This window comes from Paenibacillus solanacearum, from assembly GCF_910593845.1.
Classification (GTDB): Bacteria; Bacillota; Bacilli; order Paenibacillales; family NBRC-103111; genus Paenibacillus_G; species Paenibacillus_G solanacearum.
In genome coordinates this window covers 53,825-72,544 of record NZ_CAJVAS010000028.1, presented here as the reverse complement: position 1 = coordinate 72,544, position 18,720 = coordinate 53,825, and the positions used below count along the sequence as shown (strand labels likewise).

The window sequence follows — 18,720 nt, the reverse complement described above, 5'->3', positions numbered from 1 at the left end:
AGGTGTGTCCTAAATGGAATGTATCTCATCCCAACCATGGTTACAAAAAATTACAAGCAAGGATAAGGTATTACTCATCAACCCGCCAATTCAAGAGGTTCGGTATGCTTGGATTCGCTGGAATCAGCCAACTGACTTGCTATTATTATGTTCCAAGCTCAAGAACGAGGCAGGGTGTAAGGTAGAACTGCTCGACTTTATGTTGCCTACGGAGTCGGGCAGAGTTCCTATGCGTGACTTGGCAAAAGCAAAAGAAGTTCGTACTAAAAATATTAAAACAACATATAAAGCACGAACTTATGGTATGCCATTAGAGGAAGCAACGCAACAATTGACGTCCATCATTCCTAATTGGTCACCAACACATATTGTTATTACGACCATGACAACTTATTGGTTTGAAACGCTTCGCCCGGTTATATCATATATGAAAACGATCTGCCCTTCAGCGCAAGTGAGTATTATGGGAGCTTACCCTGTACATGAAACTGATCACGCGATGCGAATGAATGCGGATTATTTAATTACCGATTACTTTGACACAGCAGAGTACTGTCCTGATTTTGAAGTGTACTCTGGCGAAATTACAAAGTTCTTACACAATGGGCGAACACTGCTATTTGGCGGATTGAGATTGAGCGACAATTCAGCAAATACCATTGAACAAATCAAATCGTTAAGAAGACAAAATATAAGAGATTTCGTTTTTTTTGAAAGCAACATTTTCAGAGAAGATTGTAAGCCGCTGCTTGAAATGCTGAATGCGCTTGAGAAAGAAAAGCTGTCCATTAATTTGCACGGCCTTTGTGGTCTGGAAATTAGGAATGCCACAGAGGGGATTTATACTAAGATGCTGCAAGTAGGCTACCGTTCATTTTTTCTAGAATATGATTTAGATAATAATGAGCTTAACATAGATAGCTATCGAAAAGCCTATCTGGAACTAGTTAAACATAACACTGGACGAATATCCTCAGGGAATTTAGCGGGCTTTATTATGATTGGCACTGCTGATGATGAACTAGAAAGGCTGTTCAGGCACACCTTGAACTTGCTTGAGATGTGTGGGTCGATAATCCCCAAGCCCTTTACTCCTATGATAAACAGTGAGAAGTATGTAGAAGTAAAACAAAAGCAAGGCCTGGACAAATTGACTCCTCATGTTTTCCCTCTCGCGGTAGATAATGGAATCACACGTGAGGAGTATATGGAGTTTTATCAGCATACCAGCTTTTTGAACGAAAAACGATTAGGACAGTCATTTGATTTTTTTGATAATCACTACTGCTCAGTTGCTTTAAAAAGAAGTTTGGGAAAAAAGGGGATGATGGTATGACCATCAGTCGAAACAAATTGGCTATTCTCATCAACCCGCCAATTTATGACACACAATATTGGGCTAGATGGAGTATGCCTCACGGGTTGCTAAAAATCGCCACATGGTTACGAGACGAAGGATATGACTTAAAACTATATGACTGTTTGAACCCATATGGTGAGGGAAGCGGGATTCCAGAACGTGTGGCAGATTTCGAAAGTTATGATGCAGTTCGCAAGCAGAAAAAAAGTGTGGTTGTCCTGGCTTCAACTGAGGAACGAGAAGAACAGTTGTCATATAAGTTGAAGCCTAATGAGAAGTGGAAATATATATTTGGTTTGCCTCCACATGAGCTGGAGGATCAGTTATTGAATTACAAGAACAGCATCGCAAGAAAGAAATACAAAAGCGTAGAGTTTTGGATTACTTCCATCATGACATATTGGTGGGAAAGCACACGAGATGTAATTGAGCTGGCTCTAAGAGTTTTTCCAGAGGCAAAAATACGATTGGGAGGGATATATCCCACCCTGGCACCTTGGCATGCGGAAAAAAAACTGGGAATTGATCCTCTTCTGATGAAGGGAGTTAAGCTTGATTTAAACAATGATGCTCAAATGGATCGCCATCTTGTAATCTTTAATGAAGTACCGGCCGCGTCGAATTTAGATCTTGCTACAGACCTGTATGATGATAAAGAGAGGCCACCATATACTATTCTAACGACTTCTAGGGGTTGTCCTCATATTTGCTCGTATTGTGCTTCCAACATATTAAATGATGGAACAAAAGTCCGGACACGTACATTTGAAGATGTGATCGCGGAGATAAAAGATAAATTCAGAAAAAACACACGAGTATTTTGTTTTTATGAAGATAATCTTTTAATGAAGATGCAAGAGTTTAAGCGGATTTTAAAGGCAGTATTAGCAGATAAATCTTTACAAGGCATTAAGATTTACGCCCCGGAAGGTATTGAAATTGGTGTTGCACTAAGTGATCGGAAAAGATATCTCTTAAAAATGCGATCTGATAAAAGTATTTTAGCTACATTATCGGTTGAAACGGATTTAGAAGAACAAGATACATCAAGAGCCAGTGATATTTATGAAGCTTTTAAGGAGAGTAAAGGACGAACCAAGAGAATGTTTATCAAGTTTGAGGAAGACTTAACGCACGGTGCTGTGGTAGTTAAAGAGCAGACAGATGATCACATTGTATTAGTTGTAGGGGACGACGATGAGGTTGTCTTAAGAAAAGTAATGAAAGAAAATGGACGAGCCGATCTTATTTATGAAAACGAAAAACAAAGCTCATTAGGGTTGTATTTAGTGGGAGTACCGGAAATCGTTTATTTAATGCGGTTAGCTGGCTTTGAAAAAATTTATTTACCGCTTGAGACTATCAAAAAGGAAACGAACGCTAGATGGAATCGCTCTTGGAATAGTAACTTGTCTCGTTTTGAATCCTTGCTGGTTGCTCTTGAGGAAGTTGGATTCGATACTCGTAAGCAAAATATCAATGCTTTCGTTATGTTCGGATTGCCTGGTGAAGATCTCGAAGAAATATATGATACAACCCTTTATGCATCTGAACGTGTAGGCTCTGTTATACCTATGTTGTTTACACCCGTGCCTTCTACAGATGTTTATGAACAGTACAGGCTGTATATAGAGGAACACCATTTCGATTTACACCATTTGAATGGAAAACTGTTTCCGTTCTTTCCAATGCTGCGGGAGCAAATGAAAATGAAGCATCCAGAATACGAGATAGAGATTGCGGATTATGTCCGAGTAGAAAGTTTTATGCAACGGGTCAATTCAAAAATTAATGGACAATCGGTTAATATTTATGCTGATACTAAAGTCGCGTCAACTTTCAGACAAACATATAGTAAATACGAATCGTTTATTAAGGAATGGATTTAAAGGCTCATCGCCACTGTTATTACAGTTGGCGATGAGCTTTTAATCTTTAAAATGGAGGATTTTGCATTTTGTTGTCGAAGTGAAGTATGTAGGCTATACGACATGGTACTGCTGGGAAAATAACTATATTATGCCGAGTCGCTTAGTCAAAATGCGCCAAAAGGCATCTCAAAAGATAGGACAGATACGTTAATGCATATCGGAATTATCGTATAGATTGAAAGGAGGCGTTCTTATGACGGCTGTAGATAGTGTTAATAAAAGGAAGAAGATAACTCATATTCTTGCTGAAGAGACTGGCGGTAAGAGTTACAAAGCACATAAATACAGTCTGGATTCAGAGCGTTCCTCTCTAGAGTATAACGAGACGGAAGACCGCACTTTCGTGTGGAAGAAGAGTGGAGAGACCGAACCTCCTACTGACTATAAGCCCCTTGAGTCCTTAGCGCGGCTTTTGGCAGAGCGAGATGAACAAGTCTTGACGTACTTTCTTGATGGCTCACGACATGTTTATAAAGTAGATGACATGGCGTATGCTCAGTCTGGTCATAGAAGTGTAATATACCCAACGATAGCAGGACAAGTTGGAGTGGGTATTTGCAGACGTGAGAACAAAAAAATGGTGCCTGAGGCACTGGAGCGGGAAATTATTCTCTCTATCCCTAGCATTGCTGACCCGAGTGGGAAGAGAGACTTTTTTGAGTCGTTGTCTGTCAAACTAAATGGAAGCAATGAATTGGCACGAATACAGCAATGTGGATGGAAGTTTGTTACCCCGATTCCATATGACATCAAGCATGATGAGCGTAAGTTTGAAGACAGAGGAACAGCTCGCATTCAAGAAGCGATGATTGAACGAGAGAAGGAAATGGTAAAGAAACTTGTTCGGGAAGGAAAGCTGAATCAGGATAACTACCTTGTAAAAGATGGCTCTTTGGAATATCGGTTGACCCAAACCGACAAAGATGACGATAAAAGCTTTCAGACTTTCAAACAAAATTATAACTGGGTTATTGGTTTATCTAAGTCTTTTAATCCAGAAGCGTGTTTCGATAAGGGGAAAGCTAACCCGGGCTTTATCGCAGAATTGCCGCTATATCATCGTACGCCGGTTGCTTATTTTGGAAGTGATAAAGAGCCGCTTGCTTTCGCTGTATGGTATGTGAGGCTCCGACACCCAAGTAAAACAAGAACACCATTTGACGGAATTCTTAAGGTTGAAAAGATTCTTGTGCGTGAGGATGAACTTAAAAATGGGATGGAAACAGAAACTGTTGACAGACTTAGCGCACTGATAATAAATGAACGAAATCCTACATGCTATGGAACGGATATTCGCTGGGCAAATCATATCTATCCCATATACTTAACAGAACGATTTGTTAAATCGCAGTACCTAAGCACCGAGAGTTTCCTGCATCTATTTTAAGGAGGGTCATTATGACTAAAAATAAACTCATCGGAAGAGTTCTTGCCACTGAAAAAAGTCCGACAACCATCGACGAGTTTTATTTCTGGACAAACTCAGACACGAAACTCAACGCTTTTGACATCGTTAAGGTAGAGCGTGAGGATGGTACGGACACTTTTGGGGTTATTGAAAGTATCTCGCATATAACTGATGCGACAAGCTTTCTAACAAACTTCATATCGAGCGATTTTGGTGATGTTAATATCACCGAACCAACTTTTCGTGTTGGGATGAACTATGCTCTTGCAAAAGTGTCTTATAACACCAAAGGCGACTATACCCCCGTGCACAATAACTCAAAGGTGTATTTTGCAAGTCCAGAGGAGATTACTTTTGCGCTCGGCTTAGATAATATCGAAAACCCGCTTGTGTGTGGTTCTTTGAAGATGTATGAAGGAACTGCGGACGAAGTTACTCTGCCTGTAAAACTAAATGCAAAATTCTTACTGGGCTCAGAGGGGGCACACCTCAATATTTCAGGCATCTCGGGTCTGGCTGCAAAAACCTCTTATGCCATGTTTCTTATGAAATCAATCCAAGACACATACGCCACTAAGTCAGATGAAGATGATAGTGTCGCGTTTGTACTGTTTAATGTTAAAGGTCGAGATTTAATGGCAATCGACCGCCAAAATGAAGACCTGGACGATGAGACTGCTGAAGAGTATAGAACGCTCGGATTATCACAAAAACCATTCAAACAAGCAAAATACTATATTCCCTACTTTGACAGTAAATCAGCAAAGCAAAGCACCTATTTGTCAAGTGACGATGTTGCCAGTTACATTGGAAGTGGGAAGTTGAAGAAATTCAAATATGTATATGATGATGACAAAGAAAGCATTGAGATGATGTTTGCCAACGTGGAAGACCCCAACCAAACAATGGAGGCAATAGTTAGCAAAATTATTGACGAGCGAGATGCTGATTTCGGACGTCTTAGAACTTGGGGCGAATTTTTAGACACCGTTAGTGATAATTCGCAAAAGGGCTCAAGTGGTTCAAAAGGTGAAATTTCTGTATTAAGCTGGCGAAAATTCAAACGCATCGTTAATAAAGCTATTAAGAATGACGATATGTTTGCTAACAGGGTTATTTCAGAGCAGAGTGAATGTCGTCTCGCCGATGAATTAAAGCATATTAAGAAAAATGAAGTTCATGTCATTGATATCGCTAAACTTCCCGAAGATAAGCAAGCATTTGTTTTCGGCGATGCTGTAAAGACCATCTATAACCTGAAGTTGGGTGAGTATGATAATGAAAGCGGAATATCCCCGCCTTCTCGCATCGTTATCTTCATTGACGAGCTTAATAAATATGCTTCAAGTGATGTTCCGAAAAGCTCACCCATTCTCCGACAGATTTTGGATGTAACAGAGCGTGGACGTTCTCTGGGTGTTGTTTTGTTTGGTGCTGAGCAGTTTAGGTCGGCAATTCATAAGCGTGTGACGGGAAACTGTGCAACTCACGCATATGGAAGAACAAACTCGATTGAAACTTCTACAGGAGATTACAAAAGTCTTCCCGATACGTATCGAAATATGCTGACAAGATTGTCACAGGGCGAATACTTGATTCAAAATCCTGTGTTCCGCTCACTGTTGAAAATCAAATTTCCGAAACCGATATACAAACAATTCAAGTAGGAGTACGAACTATGGCAGACTACGCTTTCGGCGCAAACATTATTGAGAATTTAACCACAGGGATGTACCAGGATTCTAAGGTTATCTATCGTGAGTACATTCAAAATGCTTGCGACCAAATTGACAAAGCAGAAAAACTCGGTATTTTACAGCCTCGTAATCCCCACAGTAGATTTCCCGATTTAGGTGAAGGGGTTGTTAATATTTGGCTAAAACCCGAAGAGCGGTGCATAGTGATTGAAGATAATGCTACGGGAATAAAAGCTGAGGACTTCCAAAGAACACTCGGCAGTATTGCTGATTCTGACAAAGTGATGGGGGAAGATAAAGGGTTTCGAGGTATCGGAAGGCTTTGTGGCTTGGCTTACTGCAAGCGTCTTGTGTTCACTTCGCGATGGGCTGGAGAAGATATCATCTCCATCATGTCTTGCGATGCACTTAAAATGCGCAAAATGATAAATGAAGCCAATACAAAGGTGCAAAAACATTCAGCCATCGATGTTCTCAACGCAATGATCGAGTTCAGCACGCGCTCTGCTAATAAAAAAGATCCGGAACATTTTTTTAGAGTTGAACTGATTGATATAAACGACGAAAATGAAGAGTTATTTGGCGGCAACGATGACGATAATCTTAAACAGTTGACGAATTATCTTTCCTTCGTTGCGCCTGTTCCTTACGACGCAAATTTCATTTATCGCTCAGATATTTATAATCATGCGAGCAAACTAAATGTTCGAATTGACGAGTATAACATCAAGATTAATGGCGCTCAGATTTTTAAAAAGTACAAAACGCATCTAAAGACTGGAAATGGATCGGATGATGTTTTTGGTGTGGAATTCTATGATTTTCTTGCCGATGATGACTCCCTTATTGGCTGGATGTGGTTTGGTAAGACAACTTTTAAAGCTGCTATTAAAGAGGAAGAAATAAGCCGCGGGCTACGATTGCGTAAAGAAAACATTCAAATTGGCGAAGATGATACGTTGAGAGATTTATTTACTCGTGAAGCGAGTAAGCGCGGCTACAATTATTTCATTGGTGAAATCTTTGCTGTGTCTCGAGAGCTAATTCCAAACTCCCAACGTGCTTATTTTAACGAAAATCCCGCTCGGATTGATTTTGAACGCAGGCTCAAAGAGTATTTTAATGATACGTTATATTATATCTATCACGAAGGTTCGGATATAAACAGCAGCATTAAAAAAATAAATTCTTATCATGAAAAGGTCTCCGAATTCGAAATGAAAGAAGCACAAGGAAGATTTCTGACCACGGAGGAGCGCGAACGCGAAGAGCTTGAACTTAAAGTAAAAGAACAAGAAGCGGAAAAAGCAATGAAGTATCTTGAGAAAAAGAGTAATAGAAGTAGTAAAAGTTCTATATTGACGCCACAGATTATAGAACGACGAGCCAAAGAAATAGGATCAATTGATATTTGCAAAAAGACTGACAAGTCTTCCGTCGAACCTTCAAAAGGAAGTGAGGATCGTTCTAGCGCGGAAAGCGAACCGTTAACAAACAAATCTAAGAGAAAGTTTCTGGTCGACACAATGTTTCCGAAAGCCAGCAGAAGTGAACGCAAACTTCTATCAGAAACGCTTGAAAAGATATTTGTCATTATTCAGAAATCAGCCGACAAGAAGACTTCGGAAAATCTTATTAATAAAATTAAGGAAGAACTCAAGTGAGCCGACGGAAAATTTTGCTCTGGTTCTCGCTAAGCAGCGCCGAATCGGCTATCGGGCGCTGCGCCGGGGAATCGGCAAGCAACTCGCCTTCATCAAGCGAGACCTTCGCATCATTGAAGAACTGGCGGCGATCACACCGCTCACGAGGATCAGCAGACGGCAATACAAGCAGTTGCTTGTCATTCAAGAGTTGTATCGCCAACAGCAATTGATGTATGTGAAACTAGTCCATCATGTGGAGGATCGCATCGTCAGCATTCATCAACCGCATATTCGGCCGATCGTTCGCGGGAAAGCAAAAGCGAAAGTCGAATTCGGAGCGAAAGTGTCCGTCAGCATGGTACAGGGATTCGCCTTCCTAGAGCGCCGGCAATGGGACAACTTCAACGAGGGCATCACCTTGATCGAATCGGTAGGGAAGTACAAAGCCCGGTTCGGTGTGTACCCGAAGGAAGTGATGGCCGATCAAATCTACCGAAACCGTGAGAATCGCGCGTACTGCAAGGAGCGTGGAATTCGGCTCAGCGGACCTCCACTCGAACGACCTTCAAAACAAGCAGACACGGCAGAGATGAAACGAATCGCCAAGCTGGATGCAGGCGAACGCAATGCGATCGAGGGCAAGTTTGGCGAAGGAAAACGAAAATATGGACTGAATCGAATCCGGGCGCTCGAGCAAACGAGTGGGGCCGTCATCGCCCTGCAGTTCCTCGTGATGAACTTGGAACGCCGCTTGCGGCTTCTTTTCGTCTTCATTCTCAATGTGTTGCTGAACCGTACCGCCTACAGACGCTTTGCTCTGTAATGTTTCGTTCAGCAAGCCCTAATTTACCCTTGTATTATAGATAATGAGTTCCCCTTGAAGGACTTGGAGAAATCTTATGGAATAACTTATTACCCAATGGAAACCATGAAATTGAGTGATTTGTTCTTCTAGAACAGGATTTTGGGAAAATCAATAAAAAGAAAGGGATAAACATATGTTAGAAGAGTTATCATTAAGGAAATTTAAAGCTTTTGATGAACTAAAGAATTTAAAGGTTAAACCCTTAACTATTTTGTGCGGGGTCAATAGTGCGGGGAAAACATCCATACTAAAAAGTCTTCTTCTTTTAAAACAAAGTTATGAAAACTCATCTGCAACAAATGAAGTTACACTGAATGGTCTTTATTCTATTAACGGTACTATGAAAGACGTATTGTATAAAGGGAAGGGCGAGACTTTTAATATATATAATAAATTTATTATAAATTATATTGGAAATAAATATAAATCTAATTCAAAGCAAGATGTAGCAACTGGTAAAGAATTGGGGAAAATCACAGGATTATCCGTTCAGCAAGTCTCATATTTCCTTATCGAGGTGGATTGCAAAGTAAAAAAAGGCATTGTATCTGATGTGTGGGACACAAATTTTTTAGAAAATTACTCGATCGTTATTACACCCTTTTCAGTAAAAAAAGAAGCCTTGGAAAATCATAAGTTTGAAATAACTCTTGATTATCACAAGGGTGGGAAAGGTAGTTATGATCTTTATCTCAAAAATTTCCCTGCATTAAGTGGGGAAAAATTAACTCTAGTCTTAGAAGGTTGCTCTTGTTATTTCAGTGGTATGCGTTTGAATAATTTATACTACGCAAAGGCTAAAGGGTTACAATTAAGTGATTTCTTGACGAATGTTTACGCAATTTGTAGGATTGTAGCAAATCAGTACAATGGTTTTAAGTACCTGGGTCCACTTAGAGATAATCCAGAAAGACAATATACCATTAATAAAAATACAGTAAATGTTAGTAATACTGGAGCTGACACTCCATTCTTACTTGCAAAGAATCAAACAAGGAAAATTAGTGCTGACTTATTCCCACCGTTACATGAGGATGATTTCAACCTTAAGGCTAAAGGACAAACTTATGAATTAATGGAGTTAGTCAAAGCGTGGATGTCCTATTTCGAATTAGGCAATTTAGATATAATCAGCCAACAAAATGTATTACAACTTAACATAAAAGAAATAAATATTGCAGATGTAGGATTTGGTGTAAGTCAAGTACTTCCCATAATAGTTCAAGGAATCTCACTTGAATATGAACAAACTTTTTTATTAGAACAACCAGAAATACATCTACATCCTAGAATGCAAATGAGAATGGCGGATTTTTTGATTTCATTATCACAAACAAACCACAAAGTGATCATTGAAACACATAGCGATCACATAATTAACCGTTTAGTAAGGCGTGCATTAGAGATTGAAGGAGAATCTATAATCGACGATATAGCTATATATTTTGTGAATAATTCTGTTAATGGTTCCTTTGTTGAAGAGGTGAGAATTGATAAGGTTGCTGGAATATCAGAATGTCCTAAAGAATTTTTCAGTCAATTTGCAGCTGAGACTAGTCATATAGTACAGGCTGGATTTAATAATATCACCAAAGGGAGACAATGAGATGGAAATCGCGATACTATCTCCCTGTTTATTGAAGGCAGAAAAGGAAGACTCTCAAAAAGAATTAGAGCACTACAAAAAGCTTGAGGATTTAATAAGAATACTTTTTCAATTTACTAAGCTAAAATTCGAATACTACAGACGAGCACCTTATGAAGGATATAAAATGGATATTCCGAATTACCAACATAATTTAACACTCAACAATCTTGTAACAGTTAATATTTATAGTGTTATCCAAAAAATGATGATACGAGATTATGTTGTAGATTTAGATGGAATTCCTCCTGCAACAAAAGTAACCGATTTTAAACTGCCAGACGGAGACATGACAGAAGCATTTTTAAGCTACATAAACTTTTCAAAAAATAAAAAACCGTTATTATTCATTGGTGAAGAAAACTTTAATATTCCTAGACCAATACATTTTTCTGAAGAGGACAACTTCGAAATAGATGCTTCAACACTAGCAACTATAGAGTTATCCAATATCTTGAGTACATGTTTAAATGATAAATTGGATGTAGAGGACATTTTCCCAAGGAAATTTTTATGCTCAAAATATAATGACTATGTCAAGAAAAAGATTGAAACTGATAAATTGGATAGCAATGGATCAATTGCTTTATTTCAACAGCTTGGTGCCCTTGTTGCTGAGTATAATTGTTATGAAAAAGATAATTATTTGTCAAAGAAAAATTCCACTAAGGATAAATTAAGAACTGTTTACAAGAAAACGATAGGAAAAGAGAGTTATTTGTCATTTGATGTTGAAAGTGGTGGTTTTGAAGTATTTAATCACAATTTCGAACATTTAGGTCAGTATAACTTTAATTGTCAACTCGTAAAGCCACCTAGTCCACACACACACAGACTCTATCGCTAGATTATAAACGAGCCATTTGCTTGCGACTGCATTGACAGTTAAAGCTCTTTTATTTTGACTATGGGGAGGATGACTGGGGAAGAGGATGGAATACAGACGATTATAATAAAGCCTTATTAGACTTGGAAGTAACAATAATACTCGAAATTTCGTCAAAAAATACATGATACTGGAGTCTATCGTAAGGTATTAGAAAGTAGGTTTTTGAAATATCGATCTTCGTAAAATCAGGTTCCAAGAGACCGTAACTGCGCGAGTTTGAACCTGTCATCGTGATGAAGCATCAGCCCACCATCACCGGTATTGAGTTATCTCCGACAATGAACTCCAATGTAACGAACAAGATTGTTTCTCTCATCAAGGAATGGCAGAATCATCCACTGCAAAACATGTATGTTGTCTTTCTGGACGTTCATTTCAAGGTCAAACAGAATGTGATCATTGTAAATAAAGCAACCTACATGGTCATCGGAATTGATCTGGAGGGTAACAAAGATGTGCTCGGTATGTGGATCGGTGTAAACGAGTCAGCCAAGTTCTGACTAAGTGGGGCTTGCTGAACGAAACATTACAGAGCAAAGCGTCTGTATGCGGTACGATTCAGCAACACGGGGACATGATAGGCAGATTTGCTTTGGCGATAGCCAGCATGAGGCGTCACGTATTTATCGGTGTCGAAGAAGACAGCGAATGCTGGCAGCAAAAAATAGAAAGCTCAATGAAACCTCACTTGCATATGCCAGTGACACTTTAAAAGAGCTTCTTTCATCACTAAAAATAGAGGCTTAAATGCAGTAACCGCTACACTCCTTTAAGAAAAGGACATGGCGGTTTCTTGCTTTATGTGCAAGGTTATTTGAAAATTATCGGTACTTCCTTATGACATGCCTTAGGCCACTCATTGGTTTTCTATCTACTCCTAGTGAATTTTGTTCGCCAACTCCAGAATGATGGCAATGCCTGCCCGATCATCCGCACCGAGTATGCCTTGGGTTGAACGTAGGGTCGTTCCGTTCGGTAATACGCTCTTCATCCATCTCCTGATAAATATCCGTATGTACCGACAGCCATATCGTTGGGCGTTCCCCGCAAATAAATCGATTTGCACACGTTGTCTGCCCGAAAGACAAACAAATCGTTGCCTCTAACCGTAACGTTACGAGTAAGCCAAGAGGAATTGGCAACATGTATAACCGTTCGGCAGACCGCAGCGATTCTTTTTGTTCCTCGTCCAAATTAATCGCAGTACCCAGCATTCATCTAACGGCATCGGATAGAGATAGCACATCGGTGATCGAATCGACAGGGCATTCACCGCCGCGGCGTTCTACGTGGCACCTTTTCAGTATGAAAACCGGTAATAACCCAGAGTCCAGAGATTGAAAGGAGATTACCATAAAATTTATCCAGATCAAGCAGTCGTTCGCTGAAAAGTTGTTGGTTGATCACACCAATCGTTAATAATATAACCTGAATTATGTAAAATAAATCAAAATTTACTTCATCCCCCTGTATAATCTAACTATAAAAATAAATAATTTTGCCAAATAAAGAAGGATATTGTTTTGATTTGTCGAAACAATTAGGACTGAATACCCAAGATTTAGGTTTTTTCCTAGGAAACAAGTGAACTGAAAAAAGGCAAACCTCGCCGAAAGGGAGGGACGCAAAGCCACGGGCCTAAACTCTAAGTTCAGGAGTACGGTAGCCGGGTTGCCAGGATTGGCTTGTTTTTTGCTGTTTATTTTTAGAAAAAGGAGAAGATAACAGTTGTTATTATTAAAAAAAGTAAAGTGGTTATGCAATATCTCTGCTTGTTTGTCATTGCTTCTGTTACTCCAACTTATAGTGCCATTAGCACTGCCAAGTTTGGGAGAACAGAACTATGTTCACGCAAATGGATCAGGGGATACGATTCCTCCTTCCGTTCCGCAAAATTTACATGCGTCACAAGTTACTAGCAGCTCAATTACATTAAATTGGAATACCGCTGCAGATAATCACGGTGTTGTGACTTACGCGGTATACCGTAACAATCTGCAGATCGCTACAGTAGGAAGCAATGTTTACCAAACGGGAAATGTATACTACGTCGACTCGGGGCTAACTTCGGGAACTGCATACAAATATGAGGTTTTGGCGGCGGACCAATCGGGCAATACATCTGCTAAAAGCGCTCCTCTGTATGTCACGACGTCAGCAGTTGTGCCATTGGGACTTACATCCCAGCAGGGCAAGGGGCTTAGAGCAGAATATTTTAACAGTGACAATTTCTCCGATCGAAAGATTATACGACTGGATGACCAAGTGGACTTCAATTGGGGAGGACATTCTCCTGATCCGGCCTTGGACAAGGGCGCTTTTACTATACGATGGAGCGGGAAAATACAACCGAAATATTCGGAAAAGTACACCTTATATACAGAAGCACATGGTGGGGTTCGTATGTGGGTGGGCCAACAATTGCTGATCGATAATTGGGACGGTCATGGGATGGTAAAAGACAGTGCTGCAATTTCTTTTACTGCCGGACAATTATACGACATCAAGCTGGAATATAAAGATGACCAGGGAGCCGCCAAAATCACGCTGCTATGGTCCAGCGCGAGTCAGCCAAAAGAAGTTATTCCAAAGAGCCAGCTGTATCCACCCATTGTTCCTGGGGTTCCAACGAATGTGCAGTACTCATCCGATAGCAGCTCCATTGCGATAACATGGGACGCAGTTCAGGGGGCGACAGGATACGACATCGAGGTGGACGGACAGATTGTTGATAACGCATCGGGATTAACCTATGTGCATCAACCTCTTGCTGCTAAATCAACACATTCCTATCGCGTGCGGGCGAAAGTTCCTGAAATGACGGGAGATTGGAGCTCTATTGTGAACGCAACAACACGAGGCAATGTCCCTGCCAATTTTCAGGCGAATGCAGTCGATCGGACGGTAAACGTAACGTGGGATCCTGTACTCGGCGCGCTAGGATACGAGCTTGAGGCGGATGGAAGTATCATCGATCTTGGGACAGACACGAAATACGAGCATGCCGAATTGAAGCCGAATACTACGCATTCATACAGGGTACGCGCTAAAAATAGCGATTGGTCAATATTTTTAACGGTTATTATACCCCCAATGGTTCCCACACCCGGACAGGGTAGCGGGCTTAGGGCAGAATATTTTAACGGCGACGATTTCTCCGATCGAAAGATTGTACGACTGGATGACCAAGTGAACTTCAATTGGGGAGGACATTCTCCTGATCCGGTTTTGGACAAGGGCGCTTTTACTATACGATGGAGCGGAAAAATACAACCGAAATATTCGGAAAAGTACACCTTATATACAGAAGCACATGGTGGGGTTCGTATGTGGGTGGGCCAACAATTGCTGATCGATAATTGGGACGGTCATGGGATGGTAAAAGACAGTGCTGCAATTTCTTTTACCGCCGGACAATTATATGACATTAAGCTGGAATACAAAGATAACCAGGGAGCCGCCAAAATCACGCTGCTATGGTCCAGCGCGAGTCAGACTAAAGAGGTTATTCCAAAGAGTCAGTTGTATCCACCCTTTATTCCTGGAGTTCCAACGAATGTACAGTATTCATCTAACAGCAGCTCCATTACGATAGCATGGGATGCAGTTCCAGGAGCGTCAGGATATGACGTCGAGGCAGACGGACAGATTGTCGATATCGCATCGGGATTAACTTATGTGCACCAGCCGCTTGCCGCCGATTCAGCCCATACCTATCGCGTGCGGGCGAAAGTGCCTGAGATTACGGGAGATTGGAGTTCTGTACTGAACGCAACAACATTAGGAGGCGTTCCTGCGAATTTTCAAGCGAATGCAGTCGATCGGACGGTAAACGTAACGTGGGATCCTGTACCCGGTGCTCTAGGATACGAACTTGAGGTGGATGGAAATATCATCGATCTTGGGACAGCCACGAAATACGAGCATGCCGATTTAATGTCCGGTACTACGCATTCATATAGGGTGCGCGCTATTAATGAACAGGGAGCAGGCGATTGGACAAGCCTCATCAGCCTCACAGTTCAGTCTGAAATACCAACGAACCTAAAGGCAACCAGTACGGCGAGAAGCATAACCTTGTCTTGGGATGGAGTTCCCGGGGCCTTGAACTACGAGATCGAAGCGGATAATACAGTCATTGCAAGTGAAACGGAAACCGTCTTTACCCACAATCCATTGGAGCCGAATACAGGACATAGTTATAGAGTGAGAGCTATTCTGCCTGGAGGGCCAAGACCTTGGAGTCCAGTCATTTATAAATCGACTTTGCCCGAAGCCGGAAATGGGACCGGATTGAAAGGCGATTATTTTGCGCAGATAACATTGGTGGGCCTTAAGCATACCCGCGTCGATGGTCAAGTCGATTTTAATTGGAACCATGCTTCTCCTGCACCTGGCGTTCAAGGTGACAAATTCTCTGTAAGATGGACCGGACAAATCGAACCGCTCTATTCCGAAACCTATACGCTCATCACCGAATCGCATGGGGGAGTGAGGCTCTGGGTTAACGAAAATCTGATCATCGATGATTGGGATGCACATAATTCTAGCGTTAAGCAAGCGACCATCCCATTTGAAGCAGGGAAACGATACGATATACGGCTTGAATACCGCGAGACAAACGGTACTTCACGTATCCAATTATCTTGGAAGAGCACATCACAACCACTAGGCGTTGTACCGAAATCACTTTTGTATCCAATCGGCGTACCGCAACAGGTCGGTACTTCTTCTACGGAAACGACCGTCACGGTTCAATGGAACCCTGTCTCTTATGCCGCAGGATATGATGTGGAGATCGACGGAACCACCGTTGTCAGTGTGATCGATCCGATCTTCGTGCACCAAGAGGTTATGCCTGGAACGTTGCATAATTATCGGATAAGGGCAACGAACGGAATGGTTATTGGCGAATGGAGTTCTTCCATATCCGAAATTACAAAACTTGGACGCACGACCATCCTAGAGATTACGCCAACGGAGACTTCGCAAGGCATACTGTGGGAACCTGTGTACGGCGCTGCCGGTTACGACATCGAGGTGGACGGAGTAATCGTGAATAATGATAGCCGCACAACCTATCTTCACGAGCCGCTGCTCTCTGGTACCGAACACAGCTATCGGGTCAGAGCTAAGACACCGTATCGAATCGGGGATTGGTCGGAATGGAGCAGGAAATGGACGCTGCCCGGCTTGCCGGAGGGCATTACGGCTACAGCTATAAGCACTTCTGTGACGGTGGTATGGATGCCCGTAAGAGGGGCTACAGGCTACGACATCGAGACGGCCGGGACGATTATAGACAATGGAACTACAACCCGCTATGAAGAAACCGGATTAAACCCGAATACGCAGCACATCTATAAAATCAGGGCGAAAAATAGTAGCGGTGTCGGTAAATGGAGCTCTGTCATCGCGAAATCTACGCTAACGGGGGCTCCGGCCAGTTTGCGCGGGGAGGCAACTGAAACCTCCATTGGTCTATTTTGGGATGCTGTCGCCGGAGCTACTGCTTATGAGCTTGAAATCGACGGAACAGCGATTCAGGCTGTTGATAACGCGAAGTATATCCATACCGGATTGCAGCCCAACGAGACGCATCGTTATAGCGTTAGATCAAAAAATGCGGAAGGTGTTAGCCCGTGGAGTTCAGCGATAGAAGTGACAACACTTCCAACGATCCCTACCGGATTATATGCTGCAGCAGATACGCAAAGCGTACATGTACAGTGGGATCAAGTACAGGGGGCAGCAGGGTATGACATAGAAGTGGACGGAACTGTGATTTCGACCGGAACGGTAAGTGCGTATTTACATACGGGACTTGTGCCGAATTCCGAACATACATACCGAGTTCGAGCAAAAACCGCTAAAGCTACGGGGCGCTGGAGCGAGAAGTTAACCCAATATACACGGCTATCCGCTCCAACAAACATACACGCGTCGTCCACCGGCAGAGCGATTACACTGACTTGGGACCCCATTGCCGGAGTAAGCGGTTATGAGGTGGAAGTGGACGGAAGTCTTATCCAAACGGGTCCAACTCCCATGTTTGAGCACAGGGATCTTGCTCCATATACTACGCATCAATATCGCGTCAGGGCACAAAGTGCTGGCGGAGCGGGTGACTGGAGCTCTATCGTGTCGGTGAAGACGATGCTAGGTACAGCGGGGTTGGCGGTTGATTCCGTCACCGTCTCATCGATATCGATTCGATGGAATGCAGTTGCCGGAGCCGAAGGATATGACTTATTTATCGATGGTGAAGTCGTTGATGCAGGAACCGGTACAAGTTATACGCATACGGGTCTTACGCCGTACTCCTGGCATGTATACAGAGTTCGGGCTAGAGCCTTGGATTCAATAGGTGAATGGAGTGAGGCTTTAAGTAAATCAACGTTACTGGGAATTCCGGGAAATATTCGGGCCTCGACCACGAGCTCTGAAATAACCGTTAGCTGGGATGAGGTGTCTGGGGCTATGGGATACGATATCGAAGCGGACGGTACCGTCATAGATAATAGCCCGGATACAGTGTTTGTTCATCGGGGTCTGGCGCCGAACAGCCAGCACACGTACCGCATTCGGGCCAAGAATGAAAATGGGGCTGGCGAATGGAGCGAACTACTGAGCAGTTGGAGCGAATCCGTTATCGTTATAACGGCCCCAGATAAACCGCAAAATGTGAAGGCAACGGCTACTACGGGCTCCATTACGTTAACTTGGGATTCATCCGCATTTGCGAACGGATATGATATCGAAATCGATGGTCAGGTGCTCGAGGGCATCGCAGGAACCAGCTATACGCATGGCGGTCTGGAGCCGAATACGATGCACGTTTACCGAGTGAGGGCCACGAATGGTCTGGCGTCCAGCGAATGGACAGACATGGTGCAGAAAGTCACGACCCCTGAGTTAACGGTAACCGTGGAGAAGGATACGATGTTTAACTTTGTTGTGGTGGCTCCCAAGAAAAATGGCGTAACCGAGCGCAAGGTGACGGTTTCGTACCGGCCGAATGAGTTGGAAGTGCTCGATTTAAGCGCTATTACTCCGGAATTGGAGCTGTCTTCTGGGGACATTACTGGAACGAATATAACGGTAGAGGAGGTTACCCCGGGAAAAATCATCTTCCGGATCCGCAACGCGGACAAGACGGTTGTGAATAGCATTAAATTCATTTCCAAAACAAGTGAATATTCGAAGATTACTTATACCATAGAGTAGGGCTAAAGATTCCGGCGGGGGTATGATGCTTCCCGCCGGGTTTATCCGAAGC

The 18,720-nt window shown here is 42.3% G+C and carries 8 protein-coding genes, 2 pseudogenes and 1 riboswitch; all 10 genes and pseudogenes read left to right on the top strand.

Annotation, left to right across the window (positions count from 1 at the left end; translation table 11 throughout):
* The first annotated feature begins 13 nt into the window (after positions 1–13).
* The 10 genes and pseudogenes from KXG62_RS23615 to KXG62_RS23565 all read left to right on the top strand — a co-directional run bounded on the left by KXG62_RS23615 (position 14) and on the right by KXG62_RS23565 (position 18,668).
* On the top strand, positions 14–1,336 hold the full coding sequence (locus KXG62_RS23615) for a radical SAM protein (protein ID WP_218094480.1): 1,323 nt from the start codon (positions 14–16) through the stop codon (positions 1,334–1,336).
* Positions 1,333–3,249 (top strand): radical SAM protein, encoded by a 1,917-nt coding sequence (locus tag KXG62_RS23610; RefSeq protein WP_218094479.1) that lies wholly within the window; start codon positions 1,333–1,335, stop codon positions 3,247–3,249. The genes KXG62_RS23615 and KXG62_RS23610 overlap by 4 nt, the downstream gene beginning before the upstream one ends.
* A gap of 235 nt (positions 3,250–3,484) precedes the next feature.
* A complete protein-coding gene (locus KXG62_RS23605; RefSeq protein WP_218094478.1) occupies positions 3,485–4,678 on the top strand; it encodes a hypothetical protein in 1,194 nt (397 codons plus the stop codon).
* 11 nt (positions 4,679–4,689) lie between these two features.
* Positions 4,690–6,366: an ATP-binding protein gene (locus KXG62_RS23600; RefSeq protein ID WP_218094477.1), complete on the top strand. Its 1,677-nt coding sequence runs from the start codon at positions 4,690–4,692 to the stop codon at positions 6,364–6,366.
* A gap of 11 nt (positions 6,367–6,377) precedes the next feature.
* Positions 6,378–8,060, top strand: a complete 1,683-nt coding sequence (locus KXG62_RS23595) for an ATP-binding protein (protein ID WP_218094476.1) — start codon at positions 6,378–6,380, stop codon at positions 8,058–8,060.
* Positions 8,061–8,079: 19 nt separating this feature from the next.
* Positions 8,080–8,865: pseudogene (locus tag KXG62_RS23585) on the top strand (transposase); the annotation flags it as partial.
* Between the two features lie 175 nt (positions 8,866–9,040).
* Complete coding sequence (locus tag KXG62_RS23580; protein WP_218094473.1) at positions 9,041–10,513, top strand: AAA family ATPase; 1,473 nt, start codon at positions 9,041–9,043, stop codon at positions 10,511–10,513.
* A 1-nt stretch (position 10,514) separates the two neighbouring features.
* A complete protein-coding gene (locus KXG62_RS23575; RefSeq protein ID WP_218094472.1) occupies positions 10,515–11,399 on the top strand; it encodes a hypothetical protein in 885 nt (294 codons plus the stop codon).
* A 299-nt stretch (positions 11,400–11,698) separates the two neighbouring features.
* Positions 11,699–11,938: pseudogene (locus KXG62_RS23570) on the top strand (transposase); the annotation flags it as partial.
* A 1,091-nt stretch (positions 11,939–13,029) separates the two neighbouring features.
* Positions 13,030–13,120, top strand: a riboswitch (cyclic di-GMP riboswitch).
* A gap of 49 nt (positions 13,121–13,169) precedes the next feature.
* Complete coding sequence (locus KXG62_RS23565) at positions 13,170–18,668, top strand: PA14 domain-containing protein (RefSeq protein ID WP_218094471.1); 5,499 nt, start codon at positions 13,170–13,172, stop codon at positions 18,666–18,668.
* Positions 18,669–18,720 lie beyond the last annotated feature (52 nt).

Excerpts from the sequence above, each read along its gene's own strand:
- KXG62_RS23615 (WP_218094480.1), top strand. The coding sequence starts at position 14 with ATGGAATGTATCTCATCCCAACCATGGTTACAAAAAATTACAAGCAAG.
- KXG62_RS23610 (WP_218094479.1), top strand. The coding sequence starts at position 1,333 with ATGACCATCAGTCGAAACAAATTGGCTATTCTCATCAACCCGCCAATT.
- KXG62_RS23605 (WP_218094478.1), top strand. The coding sequence starts at position 3,485 with ATGACGGCTGTAGATAGTGTTAATAAAAGGAAGAAGATAACTCATATT.
- KXG62_RS23600 (WP_218094477.1), top strand. The coding sequence starts at position 4,690 with ATGACTAAAAATAAACTCATCGGAAGAGTTCTTGCCACTGAAAAAAGT.
- KXG62_RS23595 (WP_218094476.1), top strand. The coding sequence starts at position 6,378 with ATGGCAGACTACGCTTTCGGCGCAAACATTATTGAGAATTTAACCACA.
- KXG62_RS23580 (WP_218094473.1), top strand. The coding sequence starts at position 9,041 with ATGTTAGAAGAGTTATCATTAAGGAAATTTAAAGCTTTTGATGAACTA.
- KXG62_RS23575 (WP_218094472.1), top strand. The coding sequence starts at position 10,515 with ATGGAAATCGCGATACTATCTCCCTGTTTATTGAAGGCAGAAAAGGAA.